15 protein-coding genes, 1 tRNA gene and 1 pseudogene are annotated in these 14,522 nt (G+C 69.5%); 6 read left to right on the forward strand and 11 right to left on the reverse strand.

The features are described 5' to 3' along the window. Positions 1 to 143: 143 nt before the first annotated feature. The 6 genes from HS104_06780 (at position 144) to HS104_06805 (ending at position 8,096) form a co-directional block, all read left to right on the forward strand. Positions 144 to 4,781 carry a hypothetical protein gene (locus tag HS104_06780; protein MBE7479675.1) on the forward strand — a complete coding sequence of 1,546 codons (4,638 nt, stop codon included), beginning with the start codon at positions 144 to 146 and terminating at the stop codon, positions 4,779 to 4,781. 63 nt (positions 4,782 to 4,844) lie between these two features. Beyond that, positions 4,845 to 5,645 (forward strand): TatD family hydrolase, encoded by an 801-nt coding sequence (locus HS104_06785; protein ID MBE7479676.1) that lies wholly within the window; start codon positions 4,845 to 4,847, stop codon positions 5,643 to 5,645. 6 nt (positions 5,646 to 5,651) lie between these two features. After that, positions 5,652 to 6,995: a TonB C-terminal domain-containing protein gene (locus HS104_06790; protein ID MBE7479677.1), complete on the forward strand. Its 1,344-nt coding sequence runs from the start codon at positions 5,652 to 5,654 to the stop codon at positions 6,993 to 6,995. 251 nt (positions 6,996 to 7,246) lie between these two features. Then, on the forward strand, positions 7,247 to 7,462 hold the full coding sequence (locus HS104_06795; GenBank protein MBE7479678.1) for a hypothetical protein: 216 nt from the start codon (positions 7,247 to 7,249) through the stop codon (positions 7,460 to 7,462). 108 nt (positions 7,463 to 7,570) lie between these two features. Further along, positions 7,571 to 7,894, forward strand: coding sequence for a four helix bundle protein (locus HS104_06800; protein MBE7479679.1), 324 nt, complete (start codon positions 7,571 to 7,573; stop codon positions 7,892 to 7,894). Between the two features lie 128 nt (positions 7,895 to 8,022). Continuing rightward, positions 8,023 to 8,096, forward strand: a tRNA-Met gene (locus tag HS104_06805). A gap of 126 nt (positions 8,097 to 8,222) precedes the next feature. On the opposite strand, the pseudogene HS104_06810 reads toward HS104_06805, so the two are convergent. From HS104_06810 to HS104_06860, 11 genes and pseudogenes are all read right to left on the reverse strand, one after another. Further along, positions 8,223 to 9,374: pseudogene (locus HS104_06810) on the reverse strand (site-specific integrase). Then, on the reverse strand, positions 9,364 to 9,765 hold the full coding sequence (locus tag HS104_06815; GenBank protein ID MBE7479680.1) for a hypothetical protein: 402 nt from the start codon (positions 9,763 to 9,765) through the stop codon (positions 9,364 to 9,366). Before HS104_06815 ends, HS104_06810 begins: the two are co-directional and overlap by 11 nt. After that, positions 9,758 to 10,048, reverse strand: coding sequence for a hypothetical protein (locus HS104_06820; protein ID MBE7479681.1), 291 nt, complete (start codon positions 10,046 to 10,048; stop codon positions 9,758 to 9,760). Before HS104_06820 ends, HS104_06815 begins: the two co-directional genes overlap by 8 nt. Then, positions 10,045 to 10,353 carry a hypothetical protein gene (locus HS104_06825; GenBank protein MBE7479682.1) on the reverse strand — a complete coding sequence of 103 codons (309 nt, stop codon included), beginning with the start codon at positions 10,351 to 10,353 and terminating at the stop codon, positions 10,045 to 10,047. Before HS104_06825 ends, HS104_06820 begins: the two co-directional genes overlap by 4 nt. A gap of 695 nt (positions 10,354 to 11,048) precedes the next feature. Further along, on the reverse strand, positions 11,049 to 11,582 hold the full coding sequence (locus HS104_06830) for a hypothetical protein (protein ID MBE7479683.1): 534 nt from the start codon (positions 11,580 to 11,582) through the stop codon (positions 11,049 to 11,051). A gap of 77 nt (positions 11,583 to 11,659) precedes the next feature. Continuing rightward, positions 11,660 to 12,085: a hypothetical protein gene (locus tag HS104_06835; GenBank protein MBE7479684.1), complete on the reverse strand. Its 426-nt coding sequence runs from the start codon at positions 12,083 to 12,085 to the stop codon at positions 11,660 to 11,662. Then, positions 12,082 to 12,858, reverse strand: coding sequence for a hypothetical protein (locus HS104_06840; GenBank protein MBE7479685.1), 777 nt, complete (start codon positions 12,856 to 12,858; stop codon positions 12,082 to 12,084). The genes HS104_06835 and HS104_06840 overlap by 4 nt, the downstream gene beginning before the upstream one ends. Next, positions 12,855 to 13,100, reverse strand: coding sequence for a hypothetical protein (locus tag HS104_06845; protein MBE7479686.1), 246 nt, complete (start codon positions 13,098 to 13,100; stop codon positions 12,855 to 12,857). The genes HS104_06840 and HS104_06845 overlap by 4 nt, the downstream gene beginning before the upstream one ends. Then, positions 13,097 to 13,573: a hypothetical protein gene (locus HS104_06850; GenBank protein ID MBE7479687.1), complete on the reverse strand. Its 477-nt coding sequence runs from the start codon at positions 13,571 to 13,573 to the stop codon at positions 13,097 to 13,099. Before HS104_06850 ends, HS104_06845 begins: the two co-directional genes overlap by 4 nt. Then, positions 13,570 to 13,755 (reverse strand): hypothetical protein, encoded by a 186-nt coding sequence (locus tag HS104_06855; GenBank protein MBE7479688.1) that lies wholly within the window; start codon positions 13,753 to 13,755, stop codon positions 13,570 to 13,572. Before HS104_06855 ends, HS104_06850 begins: the two co-directional genes overlap by 4 nt. After that, positions 13,752 to 14,246, reverse strand: a complete 495-nt coding sequence (locus HS104_06860) for a hypothetical protein (protein ID MBE7479689.1) — start codon at positions 14,244 to 14,246, stop codon at positions 13,752 to 13,754. Before HS104_06860 ends, HS104_06855 begins: the two co-directional genes overlap by 4 nt. Between the last annotated feature and the right edge of the window lie 276 nt (positions 14,247 to 14,522).

A 14,522-nucleotide genomic window follows, 5' to 3' on the forward strand; every position in this document is an offset into this window, starting at 1 on the left:
GAACCCGGCCGCCTGGCCACTTCGCGCTGGCCAGTCGCCGGCTTGGGTGTAGATTACCGGCCGCTCGAGGCTTCGGGCTCGCTTGGGCAGAGAGGCCGGAGAACGTCGCTAGGACGGACCCTCGAGCTTTCGGGAGGAGTGCGATGTCGATCGCGAGCAAGTGGCTGAAGATGGGTGTGCTCGGAGCGCTGGTGGCGGTAGCCGGCGCTTGTGCGGAAGAGCGTGAGCCGATCAACAAGGTGCAAGCGAACGCTCTGGAGAAGAGCTTCTTCGTCGGTGCCGATCTGAAGACTCCGACGGACGATCCGGAGTTCTACACGGCGGCCACCATCACCGACGTCCCGCTCGGGGCGGATCAAGCGGGCGTGTTCCCGGGCCTGGTCGGCGGCCTCCGGCGCGTCAAGTGGGAGATCCTCGAGGACGTGCTGAACGCGCGCCTGACCTACGAGGAGATCGATGGCTCCGACGGCCACGGCAGCAAGACGACCAACGACGGCCGCGTGATCGGCTCCTGGCGCATCGAGTCGCACTTCGACATCAAGCGCGCCTACAACGCCACTACCGGCGAGGAGCTCAACGTCGTCGAGGAGAACTCGAGCGATCGGCCCTGGTACGAGCGCAAGTACTTCCGCGTCGACTGGTCGCAGAACCTGGTCGCCAGCTCGATGTGGTGGGACCCGATCTCGGCGCAGGGCGCCTTCGGCGACAGCATCGATACCGAGAGCTTGCAGTACTATGTGGACGATCCGAACAACCCCGACGCCCCGGTGTTCGACGGCAAGCAGGGCTACTTCGACATCACGAACAAGCTGTACCTGAAGCCCAAGATGGTCACCGTCTTCGGCCAGACGCTGAACGCCTGCCTGTACCGCGGCAGCATCGTGATCGGCGCGACGGCTCCCTGGGGCAACTGCGAGAACAGCGAGGTCACCGTCCGCTACTCGTTCAAGCGCGTGGCGCAGCCCGGAGAAGAGGGCCACACCGACTACGAGCCCATGCACTGGGACGGCTCGCGCATGAACTCGTTCGGCATCTTCACCCAGGACCGCATGGGTTGGGACAACCGCTACGGCATCATCGACAACGAGTGGCGGCGCTTCGCCCAGCGCTACAACATCTGGATGAAGAGCCACACCACGCTGGAGTGCAACACTCCCGAGCAGCGGCTGGCGAAGCTCGACCCCCACGCGGACGCCGACAAGGACGGCACCGAGGACCAGTGCGCGACGGCCGACCCCGGCTCGCGCTGCGACGACCTCACGGGCCTCTGCACCATCCCGTACGCCAAGCGCGAGCTGCGTCCAGTGGTGTGGCGCTACACGGTGGGACCGGAGGGCGACACCCTGATGTTCGACTGGACCCGGAAGGCGACCCAGGAGTGGGACATGGCCATCCGCGGCGCGGTGCAGGCCGCCCGGCTCGTCGAGTGCAAGCGCACGAACGGCAAGAGCGCTGGTCTGGGCGACGCCGGGGCTTGCGCTGGCCAGTTCCCAATGAAGCAGGCCGAAGAGGTCGCCGACATGGAACAGACCTACGCTGGCATCCGGCCGATGGTGGTGCTCTGCCACAACCCGGTGGTCGAGGGGGACGACTCGGCCTGCGGCGAGGTCGGCACCAAGGTCCGTCCCGGCGACATCCGCTACCACCACGTCAACGTCTGGCCGACGCGCCAGAGCCAGTCGCCCTGGGGCTACGGCCCGACGCTGGCCGACCCGCTGACCGGCGAGGCCATCAGCGCCGGCATCAACGTCTACAACGCCGTCACCGACACCGCCGCGCAGGGCTTCGTCGACCAGCTGCGCTGGATGAACGGCGAGCTCAAGAGCAGCGACATCTCGAGCGGCTCCTACATCCGCAACTGGATCGAGTCCGATCTGGGCAAGGGCAGCAAGGCATCGCGCGAGCTCGCCGGTGGCATGAAGATGACCCGCGCCGAGATCAACAAGCGCATGGCCGGCATCCACGGCATGAGCCCGGAGAACGTCGATGCGAAGGCGGTCAAGAAGGCGAAAGCCATCCTCGACCCGCGCAAGCTACGCGAGAACATGAAGACGGATCTCTGGTGGAACCGCCTGCCTCCGGAGGCCAGCGGCACCGCGCGCGCCGAGTTCGACCAGCGCATCAACGCGGCAAAGGGCACCAAGATCGAAGCCCAGCTGATGGGCCCGATGTGGACGCAGATGGCGGGGGTGGACCCCTCCATGCCGGTGGGTGACGCAGTGCTCGAGCAGGCCTCCCCGCTCCGCGGCATGCGCTCCCATGTGCTGCGCGAGGCCGAGCAGCAGCTCCACATGCACCTGGCCAAGAAGGGGCAGTGCATCGTCGGCGCTCCCGAGCCCACCGGCCTCCCCGCGCTGGCGAAGATCATGAAGACGAAGTTCCCGGCGGCGGAGAACGAGAGCCCGGGTCAGACCAAGGGTCGCGTCGACAAGATGTGGGACTACCTCCGGGCACGCATGCACTACGCGGTCATCGCCCACGAGATGGGCCACACCGTCGGCTTCCGTCACAACTTCGTCAGCTCCTACGACAAGTTCAACTGGCGCCCGCAGTACTGGCAGCTCCGCACCGACAACGACAAGGTCAACGAGCCCTGCACCGACGCCGTCGACGACGGCGCAGCCTGCGTCGGACCCCGCTACTGGGATCCGATCACCGCCGACGAGCACGACCACTCCATCTGGACCTGGCAGCACACGACCACCATGGACTACGCCGGCGACCTGACCCAGGACATGCTGGGCCTGGGAGTCTACGACTACGCCGGCGCCCGCATGTTCTACGGCGACGTCGTGGACGTGATGAACGACCCGAACATGATCGCCACGGTCCGCAACCAGGACGGTGACGTGGTCATCGAAGGCACTCCGGCCGGCAACGAGGTGGCCGGGCTGGTGGACTTCGCCGGTGGCCTGCTCGGTCAGGTGGTGGCTCGCCCCGACGACAACTGGGGAAGCAACGCCGAGGAGCTGATGCACTACTCGGAGTGGAACAAGTGGTTCAAGTTCATCCGCAACTGCCAGCCGGCGGACACCTCGCCCCCCGCCAACTGGGACAGCGAGAGGGACGGCGTCTACGACCCCGTCTTCGACGGCCGCATCGTCAAGGGCACCAAGTGCGAGCGCATCCCGGTGGACTACGTGGCCTACACGGACCTCCTGCCGGACCAGCTCTCGGACCAGACCGGCACCAACCCGCGCTTCTTCACCTCGCGGCGCGCGCGTGACGAGAACGGCCGGCCGCGCATGCCCTATGGCTTCGAGTCCGACGAATACGCGGACGGCTGGTCGCCCTCGAGCTATCGCCACGACAACGGCGGCGACCTGTTCGAGGAGCTCACGTTCCACTCGAACCTCTACGAGAACCGCCACCCGTTCGACAACTTCCGCAACGGCCGCGTGAACTTCACGGTCTACGGCGCGTACCAGCGCGCGCTCAGCCGCTACCACGCGAAGATCAGCGCGTTGACCCAGGGCATCGCGTACATCGCCGGCTTCTACGCCAAGGAGTACTCGAAGAACCTGGGGCTCCCACTCTCGACCATCATGGGCGCCTACTTCGGTGACGGCGGCTTCTTCTACGACACGGGCGTGGGCGCGGCCCTCGGCTTCGACCACTTCGTGCGCGTGATGACCCGTCCGCACATCGGCCCGCACTACGCGGACGACGCCAGCGATCCGCAGAGCCCGCTCATGCCGGAGGAGGACGTGATCGGCGGCGTGTCCGGCGGGGCCGGGATCGACCCGACGCTGGTCGACATCCCGAACGGCACCAGCATGTCGGAGGCCGGCGACGTCTCGTTCGGCGGCAAGCCGCTGTCGAACGACTTCCAGTTCGGCCAGGGCTACTGGACCATCGACTACCTGAACCAGGCAGGCTCGTACTACGAGAAGACCTTCGCCATCGAGTCGATGCTGGAGGCGTCCTACCGCTCGTTCAACTTCTGGCGCTTCGACGGCCTCGACGCTCGCTTCGGCCACATCAACTACGCCGACCTGTGGGGCGACGGCATGCGCCGGCTGATCGGCTCGATGCTGACCGGGGACCGCGGGCTCTTCGCCGCGCGCGTCACGGCGGAGCCGAACGGCGCGCCGCACGTCATCGAGAGCGACAGCGGCCCGAAGTACCCGAAGGAGTCCTTGGGCTGGGTGTCGTTCATCGCGCCGAACGGCCCGGAGGTCTGCTGGCCGGTCAACGGCACGCTGCTCTGTCAGACCGCCCTGGGCGATCCGGTGGGCTCCGGCGGCACCAGCACCGGCTCGCGGCCGGTGGACCCGCAGCTCGGCTACGAGGTGCAGAAGTTCATCGTCTTCTGGTCCTACGTCTACCTGCCTACCAGCGAGAACTGGGACTGGGTCGACATGATGCGCCTGTACAAGCTCGGTTCGGACGTGGATCCGAGCTACCTGCCGAAGCAGATGGTCGAGTGGCGCGATCCGGAGACCGGGCAGCGCTACATCGCCAAGCGCTACGGCGAGGAGACCTTGCTCGGCAAGAAGTACGACAAGGGCATCGCCGCCAAGATGGTGCAGTGGGCGAACATCCTGACGGGCCAGGCCTACGAGCTCGACCCGACCACGCCCTACGATCCGGTCACGGGCGCGGCCAACGTCGTGCTCGACAGCTCGGGACAGCCCATCATCAAGGGCGCGACCATCTGCGACGACAACAAGAAGTGCCGCGAGCTCCGCGACTACCGCGGCCTGCTCGACTACACGCGCGACGCGGCGGCCACGCTCGGCTTCCCGGAGCCGGCGCTGCAGATCTACGGCGGCAACTGAGCTAGACCGTAGAGGAAGAGGAAGGGGCGGGCTCCTCGGATCCCGCCCTTCTCCTTTTTGTAGATGCTCGTCGACACCCACTGTCACCTGGACGCCGGCTATTTCGCCGAGGGCGCCGACGCCGTCATCGAGCGCGCCCGGGCCGAAGGCGTGGGGGCGTTCGTGTGCATCGGGGTGGGGGGTGCGGAGCAGGCGCGCTTCGCGCTCGAGCTGGCAGAGCGCCGCCCGGACGTCGTGGCCACCGTCGGCGTCCACCCCCATGAGGCGCAGAGCCACGGTCCGGAGCTCCGGGCGCTGTTCGAGGAGCTCGCGCCCGCGACCCGAGTCGTCGCCATCGGCGAGATCGGCCTCGACTACCACTACGACCACTCGCCGCGCGAGGTGCAGCGCGAGGTGTTTCGCGAGATGATCGGCTTCGCGCGAGCGCGGCGCCTGCCCATCGTCGTGCACACCCGAGAGGCTGCGGCGGACACGCTCGAGATCCTGGAGAGCGAAGGCGCGCGGGAGGTCGGCGGCGTCATCCACTGCTTCAGCGAAGACCGTGTCTTCGCCGCGCGGGCGCTCGACCTGGGCTTCGACCTGTCGTTCTCCGGCGTGGTGACCTTCAAGAACGCCCGCGCCGTGCAGGACGTGGCGGCCTGGGCGCCGGCCGACCGCATCCTGGTGGAGACCGACGCTCCCTACCTGGCCCCACATCCCTTGCGCGGCAAACGCTGCGAGCCCGCGCACGTCGTGCACACCGCGCGGGCGGTGGCGAGCCTCAGAAACATGGGGTTCGAGGCGCTCTCGGCGCTGACCACGGAGAACGCCTGCCGGCGCTTCGGGCCGCCTCTGGCGGCGGCGGCTGGTATCGTCCAGAATTAGGCCAGCATGAAGCGGCCGCGCACCCTCGCAGCACCGGGAGCGCTCGTGACCTCGGTGGTGCTGCACGTGGCGGGCATCGGCCTCGGCGCCTGGCTCTTGCACCAGTCGCTCTCCCAGCGTCGCCTCGAGGAGGCAGCACCCCGGAGCGTCGAGGTGACGCTCGAGGACTCCGAGGTCTCGCTGCCCACGGTGTCCGCAGCGGGTCTCGCCGGTGTCGCGGATCCGGAGGCCGAGCCGCGCGACCGCCCGGCCGTCGGCCCGCTCGGCGGTGAGCGCACGCCGCGGCCCGACATCGCCGATCCCGGTCGTGGCGGAACGACCGAGGCCAGCGAGCGCGCGCTCAACCTGGCTGACAGCGTGGACGGTCTGAGCCTGGACCGCGATCCGCTGAACCGTCTCGACCGCAGCCAGGTGCAGCGGCTGCGAACCGCAGACCACCGCGCGTCCCACGACGATCGCCGCGCGACGCCCAACCCGATGGAGCTGTCGTTCGTCGCCTCCGGCAGCGGCAAGCTCGCGCTGCGCCGGCCCGCCGCGGCCACCAATCCTTCGCGGGGCATGGCGACCGGCGGTCAGGCGTCGGACCAGGGCTCCGTGCTCGGCGGCGCGGAGACGGAGGAGGGCAGCGGCCCCGAGCGACCCGCGGGCGGCGCCGAGACGGGCGGCGAGCGCGACACCGCGGCCCTCGGAACCCACGTCGGCGCGCCGGGGAAGGACTTCCGGCGCAGCGCCGCCGTGATGCTCGCGCGACCCATGGTGCCAGCCGCGCGCGCGGCCGTTCCCTCGCTCGACAAGGGGCGGCCGAACGACAACACCGACAGCTCGCAGGACGTCGCCAACGCCGTGGCCTCGCTGATCCACGCCAGCACTGCCGGCGGGCGAAGCGGCGCCGGAGTGGGGGGAGAGCTCGGACCGGGCAAGCCCGCGAGCGGCGGCTCGAGCGGCAGCGGCTCGCGCTCTGCGCCGAGCGGCACGGGGCCCGGCGCACTGCTCGACGTCGGCGCCGACTCCGGCGTGCTCGGCTATTTCCGCGGGGTGGAGCGCAAGGTCGAGCCCTTCTGGCGCAACGCCTTCCCAGACTGGGCCATCGCCGATGGGCGTTCGGGTCTGGTGACGGTGCTGATGGTGATCAAGAAGGACGGCAGCTTGTCGTCGATCAGCGTCACGCGGGGCAGCGGCATCGAAGAGTTCGACCGCAACGTGGTCGCCGCCGTCCGGCGGGCAGCGCCGTTCGGGCCGCTGCCGGCGAAGCTGCTGCCGGGGCCCCAGCCGCTGCGGATGACGTTCGACGCGACGAACCCGGCGGTGGGGCGGGAAGGGCCGGGGAAGGGGAGACGCGGGGGGAGCTGAGCGCGGGGACGGGACCGGGACCGGGATCAGGACCAGGACCGGGGATCAGGACCAGGACCGGGGATCAGGACCAGGACCGGGATCAGGATCAGGACCGGGATCAGGACCAGGACCGGGATCAGGATCAGGACCGGGATCAGGACCAGGACCGGGGATCAGGACCAGGACCGGGATCAGGATCAGGACCGGGATCAGGACCAGGACCGGGATCAGGACCAGGACCGGGCTCGGGACCGGGATCAGGACCGGGGATGATCCCGAACCTGATCCCGAACCTGATCCCGAACCTGATCCCGAACCTGATCCCGAACCTGATCCCGAACCTGATCCCGAACCTGATCCCGAACCTGATCCCGGTCCTGATCCTGAACCTGGTCCTGGAAGGTCAGCTCCCCGCGGGGATTATCTCTTCGTCGCTTTCCGATTCTAGCGCCGTGCTCGCGCGCGTCCAGGGTTCGCGCGGCTAGCGCCGCGCCTCGGGCTCGCTGTGCGAGCCCTCGCCCTTGACCCGCGCTGCGCGCGGCGCCGCGGGGACTGTCGCTCTCGAAGAGAGAGGCAGAAAGAGGAGATGATTCATGAGAGTCCTGGATTCGCTCGAAGACATGGTGCGCGACGTTCATCAGCTCGCCGATCAGGTCGCCCGGCACGACCGCGACCTCGCCGGTCAGATGAAGAGCGCTAGCAACAGCGCAGCGCTGAACGGTAGCGAAGGCGTCTGGAACAAGGCCGGCAAGCGACGCTCGCGCCTGGAGGACGCTCTCAACTCCGCTCGCGAGACCGTCATGGCCCTGCGCATCGCGCGGGCGTGCCGCTACCTGCCGCCGGCCGAAGCAACGCGGGTCATGGCGAGCCTCGACGGCATCATCGCCGTGCTCTGGGTGCTCGCGTATCGGAGGTGAGCCGAGCCTGCGAGCCCGCCCTGCGCGTCCGAGCGGGGCGGGCTCGGGCTTCGCGGCGGGCCACTTTTTCGGGCCCCGCACAGGGTCTTGACCGAAGCCGGGCGACCGCACATAGTCCCGGCCCCTCAGCCGAAGTAGCTCAGCTGGTTAGAGCACGCGCTTCATAAGCGTGGGGTCGTCGGTTCAAGTCCGACCTTCGGCACTGAGATTGTTCAGGTTTCGGGGTGCGCACCTTCCCGCGACCACGACGTTCGGACAGAGCGAGTGTCCGAACCGCGCCAGCGTCCAGCTTGGGCACGGCCGCGGCGGGTAGAACCTGGATGCTCGCGGCCTCGACGTAGCCCCGGTGGACCTTCGAGTCCGCGTGCCCGGTCAGCTGCATGGCGGTCTGCTCGTTGACCCCCACGCGGGCCAGGGCGGTCGCGTAGGCCCGCCGGGTGCTGTGGAAGTCGACCTGGCGGGTCGTCGGGGTGTCGTGGTGGAGCTCGTGCCGCTCGATCCCAGCGACCAGAAGGGCCCGGCGCAGCCGGTCGGCATAGCTCATGTTCGAGGCCTTCTTCTGCTCGCCGGCGCGCTTCCCCTTCCGCACCGGGAACACCGGGCCCGAGCTCGGGCGCTCGTGCCGCTCCCACCATGCAGCGATGAACGGCCGCACCACGGCGGGCACCTCGAGCGTCTGCGGCATCGGTCGCTTCTTCCGGGTCTTGCGCCGGACGAACGTGCATGTCGCGAAGTCAGGACCGAACGAGGCCCAGTCGAGCGCGTTCAGATCGCCCGCCCGGAGTCCGCCGATCGTTCGGGACAGGACGACCAGGAGCTTGATCTCGGCGTCGACGTCGGGGTGCGCGACGAGCTGTCCGATCTCCTGGTCGGTCAGGACGGCGCGGGCCTTCTTCTCTTCCTCGAGCTCCGGCACCTCGACGCGCGCCACGCGGTTCTCGGCGACTAGCTCGTCCTTCCACGCGGCTTGGAACAGACGGAAGATCGTCGCGCGCATGTGGACGATGCTCGCGCGTGAGTAGCGCTGGGGCTCCGAGCGAGCGTTGCGCTTCCACATGAGCAGGCCTGCAGCCACGTCCTCGAGCACCGCTCGGATCTCTGCCGCTGTCACCGCGGCGAGCTGTCGGTCACCGATCGCCGGCTTCCAGACGCTCTCGAAGACGGACTTCTCGTAGTGCGCACAGCGCACGCCGCGCGCGGTGCGCGACTTGTTCCACCGCTCGGCGTACTCAGCCACGGTCTCCGGTCGAGCAGCATCGTCCGCCGCGGGCACGTTGCCGGCCTCGGCCTCGGCGATCAGTCGAGCGAGCTTCGCGCGCGCCAGCGCCTTGTTGTCCGTGCCGAGCTTGAACCAACGTTTCTCGCGGACGGGCTTCCCCTCGACGTAGCCGACGATGATCGGCACGCGAGCAGCGAGACCTTCCTTCGTGGGGATGAGCGTGCCCGTGGGCTTCCGCCCGCCCTTGCGTTCACTTGCCATGCTTGCCTCCCTGTTTTCCCCTGGCGCGCCGCGGTGAGTGCAGCACCCGGCGCCACTTTGGATCGCCGGCAAGTGCAGGTGCGGGCGCCGGCGGCGCCGCTCCCGTGGCCATGACCGAACGGCGCTCGAGCCCGTTCACTGCAAGCACTTCGGCCTGCTCCCCGCGAGCTCGCTCGAGCTCGAGCTGCTCGGCCGCCTGCGCGACGATCCAGCCGTCGAGGTCCTCGCGCCGGAAGAGCACGCGCCCGCCGATGCGCACGGCGTCGACGCGCAGCCCGCCCACGTTGAACCTTACGCGCTGGTCGAACGTGCGTGCACCGATGCGGAGGTAGTCGGCGGCCTCGACGCGGCTGAGAAGTGGCGAGCCGAGGTCCTTTGCGAGGTCAGCCATCGGCCCCTGCCTTCTCGCGAACGGGGAACGGGATCACGTCGGCGCTGCCGCCGTCCGCTCTGAAGCGTCGTGGCTCCCCGAGGTAGTTCCTTTCCTCTGACCCGAGACGCATCTGGCGCTTCATGCGATGCAGGCAGGCGACGTCTCCGCGGGAGAGGTGAATGTAGTCGTGGACCGACGTCGTGCCTTGCACGACGGGTATCGCCGTTCCCTCGCGCCACGACCGATACCTGTCCAAGTCCACGACGGCGGTGCGCTCGTCGCGCCAGTTGCGACGCTTCATGGCCGCACCGTCCCGAGCTCGGTGTCGAGGTGGTCCGTCAGCGTGTCCAGATTGCGGCGAGCCGTCACCAGGCGCCCGAGGGCCTCGAGCAGGTCCTCAGCCGGCTGGTAGCCCTCGCCCTCCGCGGTCAATCCCTCGACGAGCTCGAGCAGGGAACCCTCGACGCGCCCGAGGAGGTCGTCGACGTCGCGGGCCAGAAGGCGGTTGTAGCGGGCGCCGGTCGGGTGCTGGCAGTCAGCAGGGTTGGCACGTGCCTGCCCGCGCTTCTTTCCGCCCGCTTCGTTCGGTACACTCTTGGTGCTCATGGGGATCTACCTCCTTGTGAGTCTGGGCTCCGGGCGGTTGCACGCCGCGGGGCCTTTTCAATTCAGCATACGCAGGAGCTCGGTCGATGGAAATCCGGGCGGCGCCTCGCCGCGAAACCTCCGGCACTTCGGGGCGCGCGAGGGACGTGGCGCGGCCGGCGATGGCGGGGAGGACCTCGACCTGGTCGACCTCGGAGGCCTGCCTTCCCCGCCGGGCGTTGCGGCCGTGCCTCGCGCCGAACCGCCCCAGGACGCGACATGAGCCGACGACGTCGACGGGTTGGCGCTTGCCAATTCGCGCCTTGCACCATCGAGAGCTTTTCGCCCGATCGATCACCCTCTGCCTTTCGCGAGGGCTGCGCGGACGACGGCGGCAGTGAGCGCCGAGACGGGCTCTCGACAACCGGCCTTTCGAGCAGTTCGCGCGTCGAGCCCGAGCTGACGCGCCGCCCGGTCCGCACCGTACTCCAGGATCAAGCGCCGCACCTCGCGAGCTTCGGCTTCCGAGAGTGAGACCGCGACGTCTCTGACCTCGCGACGCGCCTCCGCGACCTCTCGCACCTCGCGACGCGTCTGCGTGACCTCTCGCACAGCGCGACGCAGGGCCGGGCGCGGCTTCGTGCCCGGCACCGGCGCATTCTCGCACGCGGGCGCCAGGCACCGGCCGGGGTGGAAGCCGTGGCGACACTCCGCCATCAGGCCGCCACCATCGCGAGGAGCTCCGTGGCTTCGGCGATGAGCACGTAGATCTCGCGCTCGATCGAGGCGACGGCGACGGGGGCAGCCCACGGGTCGCTCGGGTTCTTCCGCGCGCCCGTGTAGAGCGACGTCGCCTCCGAGTTGTCAGCCCAGGCCCTGCGGAAGGCGGAGCCGTAGCTCTCGAGAGCGCGCGCCGCCGCACCCGAGGCGAGCTCCTGTGCCGCGCTCAGGCGCCCCACGATCTCGGCCGAGCTGTAGGTGTTGAACGTGATCGCCGGCGGCGCGGGCTGCCCGGCGGTCGTGATGACGTAGTCCGCCGCTTCCTTCGCTTGGGTGAAAGCCACGGTCGCGGCGGCGATCCAGGCCGTCTTGGCAGTGTCGACCGCAGCCGACCACCGCGCCGTGAGCTCCGCGCCCTTGTCGGCAAGCCGCAGGCGAACGTCCTGGAGGAGCACGAGGTCCTCGCCGGAAGCCGTGGCGATCGCGGCGTCGAGACTGGTGACGGTTGTTGCGTAGTCGATGGCGCTCATGAGGGTTCCCTTCTTTGGCACCGGCGGGCGCCGACGTCCTGGCGCCGAGAGATGACCTCGGCGCCAGGCCGCCAAGGTCAGACGCGACGGCTCTTGGCGGCGATCGCGTCCCGTGTCCGCTTGTACGCTTCTGGCGCCACGCCGTACTTCCTGCACATGTCCAGCTCGCGCTGCGAGAGCCGTGCAATGGCCGTCGGTGCCGTCGGTGGCTCCTCCGCCTCGGCACCGTCGCCCCCACCGACCGCGCCCTCGCAGGCGAGGATGGCGTCGCTGCGATCCTTTTCGGGATCGTAGCCGGTGAAGAGTTGCGCGAGGATCTTGTCGATCCCGTCCAGGGCCTTCTGTGCCTGCTTGGGGTCCAGCCCCGTGAGGCCGTGCTTGCGAATCATGGTGTTCGTTTCCTTTCTGGGCTGCTCGAGAACGATCTCAGTTGAGGCGCCGACCGCGATGCCGCGCGCGAGCAGCGCCGCGCGGACCTCGGAAGGCGTTCGTTTGCGGATCATGGCGTGCGCTCTCGCTCGCGCTGCGCCGGCGGCAGGGCTTCGATGCGCTCGAATTCACCCCACCGGACGGCGAAGAGCTGCTCGAGGTCGGCGCTCGTCCGCTGCTTGTCGCGCGCCTTGCACCTGTCCTCGAGGCCGGCGAGCTCGCGGAGCTCGAAGATCGAGAACCACGCCACGATCGCCGGCGCCCGGCGTCCCTCGAGGTAGGCGAGCCCGCGGACGTCGGGCGAGGGCCGGTGGTAGTCGTGCGAGAAGTCCGCGCCGTGTTCGACGAAGTCCACCGCGAGAGCCCGCGTCGAATCTTCGGCTCTCCGGGCTTCGGTGGGCACGTCGACCACGGGCAGTCTCGCCGCGCGCCTGGCCTCCGCGAACTCCCGGAAGCGGCACGCCTCGGCGGCCTCAGCGACGACGCAAGCATTCTGGCGCTCGAGCGCCTCGCGAGCGTCGATGGTTCCCTCGGCGCGGCGCGAGTGCGCGACGTCGACAGCGCTCGCGGCCTTCCGGCACTCGGCCTCGGCGCGGTCGAGCGCCTTCGCGGCGACGTCGTAGCGCTTGAAGTCGGCGCGGGCCTTGGCGACCAGCTCCGACACCACGGGCAAGATCAGCTCGCGCCGCGGCCCCCGCACCTGCTTCGCATCGGCCTCGAGCTGCTCGAGCCGCTCGAGCCGTAGCCGCGCGTTCTTCTCGGCGCTCTCGTCGTGCTCTCGACGCAGGCGCGCCTCGACCGCCTGTGTGCGCAATTCGTTCTCCGTCGGGATCATGCTGGCTTTCATGAAAGGTCCTTCTGCTGCTGTGCGGCGCTGCCGCGGTGATGTTGTCGCGCGAGCTCAACGATCTCGGCCTCGCGCTCGGCCACGATGACCGCGAACACGAGGGCGAGCTCGGCACCGCACTCGAGCACGAACCCGAGCCGCTCCTGCGCGTACACGCAGAGCAGGATCCGGAGCTCTTCGCTCGAGGGCGTGGTGCGCCCGATGAGCTCGCCCCATCGCGGATTGCCGAGCGGCCCGCTCATGGCGCCTCCGTGCCCGGGAAGCGCTCGACGTCATCGTCCTCTTGGCGCTGCGCGGCCGCTTCGCGTGCCCACCTGCAGGCGTGGCCAAGGGATGAGCGCTCTGAGCCGGAGATGACCGTGGCGTTGCCCACGCGCTCGCGGTCATGGCGGCGGACACGGACGAACGTCACGACCGCGCCGCGGCTGTGCGAGCGCTCGACGGAGATCTCGAGCTCCAGCTCGCTCCCGTGCGGCAAGAGGGCTACTACCTCTCTCCCGCTGAACCGCGACTCGCCGGCGCGGCGCAATGCCTCGACCAGGGCGTCGACCGCGGGTCCAACGTAGAAGGCCGTGCGCCCGATGCGGCGGCCGCCGTCGTACCGCGTGACGCTCACGCTCGGCGTTTCGCCGGGCCACGCCATGGCGCCGATCATGCGCACGACCCCGCTCGCGAGCGTCACGGACGAGAAGACCCGGCTGGTCGAGGCGCTCACGACGGGCCTCCGGTTCGTCGAGCGACGCCGGCGAGCAGCGCCAGGCCCGGCGCCGAGGCCTCGAGGAAAAGCGCGGCGACGTCGGGACGGCCGCGCAGGGCCGCGAGCCACGCTTCGGCGAGGAGCGTGTCCAGCACGGCGCGGAAGCCGTCGAGCTCGGCAGCGGTCGCGGGTCGGCTCATGCGCCCCCTCTCGCCGAGCGACGCATGCGCTCGAGGATCTTCGCGCGGGCGCTCGCTGCGGCCTGCTCCAGCGCGTCTCGCGACACGAGCACCATGTCGTCGGCGATCGGCAGCGAGCGTTGAATCCGTGTCGCCAGGCAGAGCAGGGCGCTGCGGAGCCGCTGAGTCCGGGAGAGGCCTGCGTCGTCCCCGTTCTTGCGAGCCTGCTCCGCGTCCCGCCGGAGGTCGGCGAGCTCGCGCTGCAGCTCTAGCAGGAGCCCCTCGGGCGTCATGGGCTCGACGGGCAGGGGCGCCGAGGGCTCTGGCGACGAGGGCGCAGCCGGCGCGCCCTTGGTCGACGCGGCTGGCTTGGCTGGCTTCACTTGGCGGAGCGCGTTGGACACGGTCCCGCGCGACACGCCGGCTTTGTCGGCGATCTCCTCATGCGTCGACCCGCTCGCCTTGAGGCGCTTGATCTTGGCGACGAGCGGGGGATTCAGCTTACGCGGCATGAATCCAGGCCTTTCCGCTCGTTTGGCTGCCAAATGGCGGGGGAAAAATGACGCGCTGCGCGCCAGAGGCGGCCCTCTGGCACCGCGAGGGGTGCCCCAATACCCCGGGTATCGCGGGCTTTTTGCATGTAGGCGAGCCCAGGGGGGAGGGGGGGGGCCTCATGTTGAAAGGACGGGTGCCTTTCATGGCGAGCCTCCCGCGGCGGAGCTGGGGCACAGCTAGTGCCCGAGGCGAGCGCGTGCCCAGGTGCCGTGCCGCTCCCCCATAGGGAGCGC

It is taken from the genome of Polyangiaceae bacterium (genome assembly GCA_015075635.1).
Taxonomy (GTDB): Bacteria; Myxococcota_A; Polyangia; order Polyangiales; family Polyangiaceae; genus JADJKB01.

Bases quoted from the DNA above. Each gene is read 5' to 3' on its own strand.
- HS104_06790 (MBE7479677.1), top strand. From the start codon at position 5,652: ATGAAGCGGCCGCGCACCCTCGCAGCACCGGGAGCGCTCGTGACCTCG.
- HS104_06820 (MBE7479681.1), bottom strand. From the start codon at position 10,048: ATGAAGCGTCGCAACTGGCGCGACGAGCGCACCGCCGTCGTGGACTTG.
- HS104_06795 (MBE7479678.1), top strand. From the start codon at position 7,247: ATGATCCCGAACCTGATCCCGAACCTGATCCCGAACCTGATCCCGAAC.
- HS104_06855 (MBE7479688.1), bottom strand. From the start codon at position 13,755: ATGAGCCGACCCGCGACCGCTGCCGAGCTCGACGGCTTCCGCGCCGTG.
- HS104_06835 (MBE7479684.1), bottom strand. From the start codon at position 12,085: ATGATCCGCAAACGAACGCCTTCCGAGGTCCGCGCGGCGCTGCTCGCG.
- HS104_06785 (MBE7479676.1), top strand. From the start codon at position 4,845: ATGCTCGTCGACACCCACTGTCACCTGGACGCCGGCTATTTCGCCGAG.
- HS104_06840 (MBE7479685.1), bottom strand. From the start codon at position 12,858: ATGAAAGCCAGCATGATCCCGACGGAGAACGAATTGCGCACACAGGCG.
- HS104_06860 (MBE7479689.1), bottom strand. From the start codon at position 14,246: ATGCCGCGTAAGCTGAATCCCCCGCTCGTCGCCAAGATCAAGCGCCTC.
- HS104_06815 (MBE7479680.1), bottom strand. From the start codon at position 9,765: ATGGCTGACCTCGCAAAGGACCTCGGCTCGCCACTTCTCAGCCGCGTC.
- HS104_06780 (MBE7479675.1), top strand. From the start codon at position 144: ATGTCGATCGCGAGCAAGTGGCTGAAGATGGGTGTGCTCGGAGCGCTG.
- HS104_06830 (MBE7479683.1), bottom strand. From the start codon at position 11,582: ATGAGCGCCATCGACTACGCAACAACCGTCACCAGTCTCGACGCCGCG.
- HS104_06845 (MBE7479686.1), bottom strand. From the start codon at position 13,100: ATGAGCGGGCCGCTCGGCAATCCGCGATGGGGCGAGCTCATCGGGCGC.
- HS104_06825 (MBE7479682.1), bottom strand. From the start codon at position 10,353: ATGAGCACCAAGAGTGTACCGAACGAAGCGGGCGGAAAGAAGCGCGGG.
- HS104_06800 (MBE7479679.1), top strand. From the start codon at position 7,571: ATGAGAGTCCTGGATTCGCTCGAAGACATGGTGCGCGACGTTCATCAG.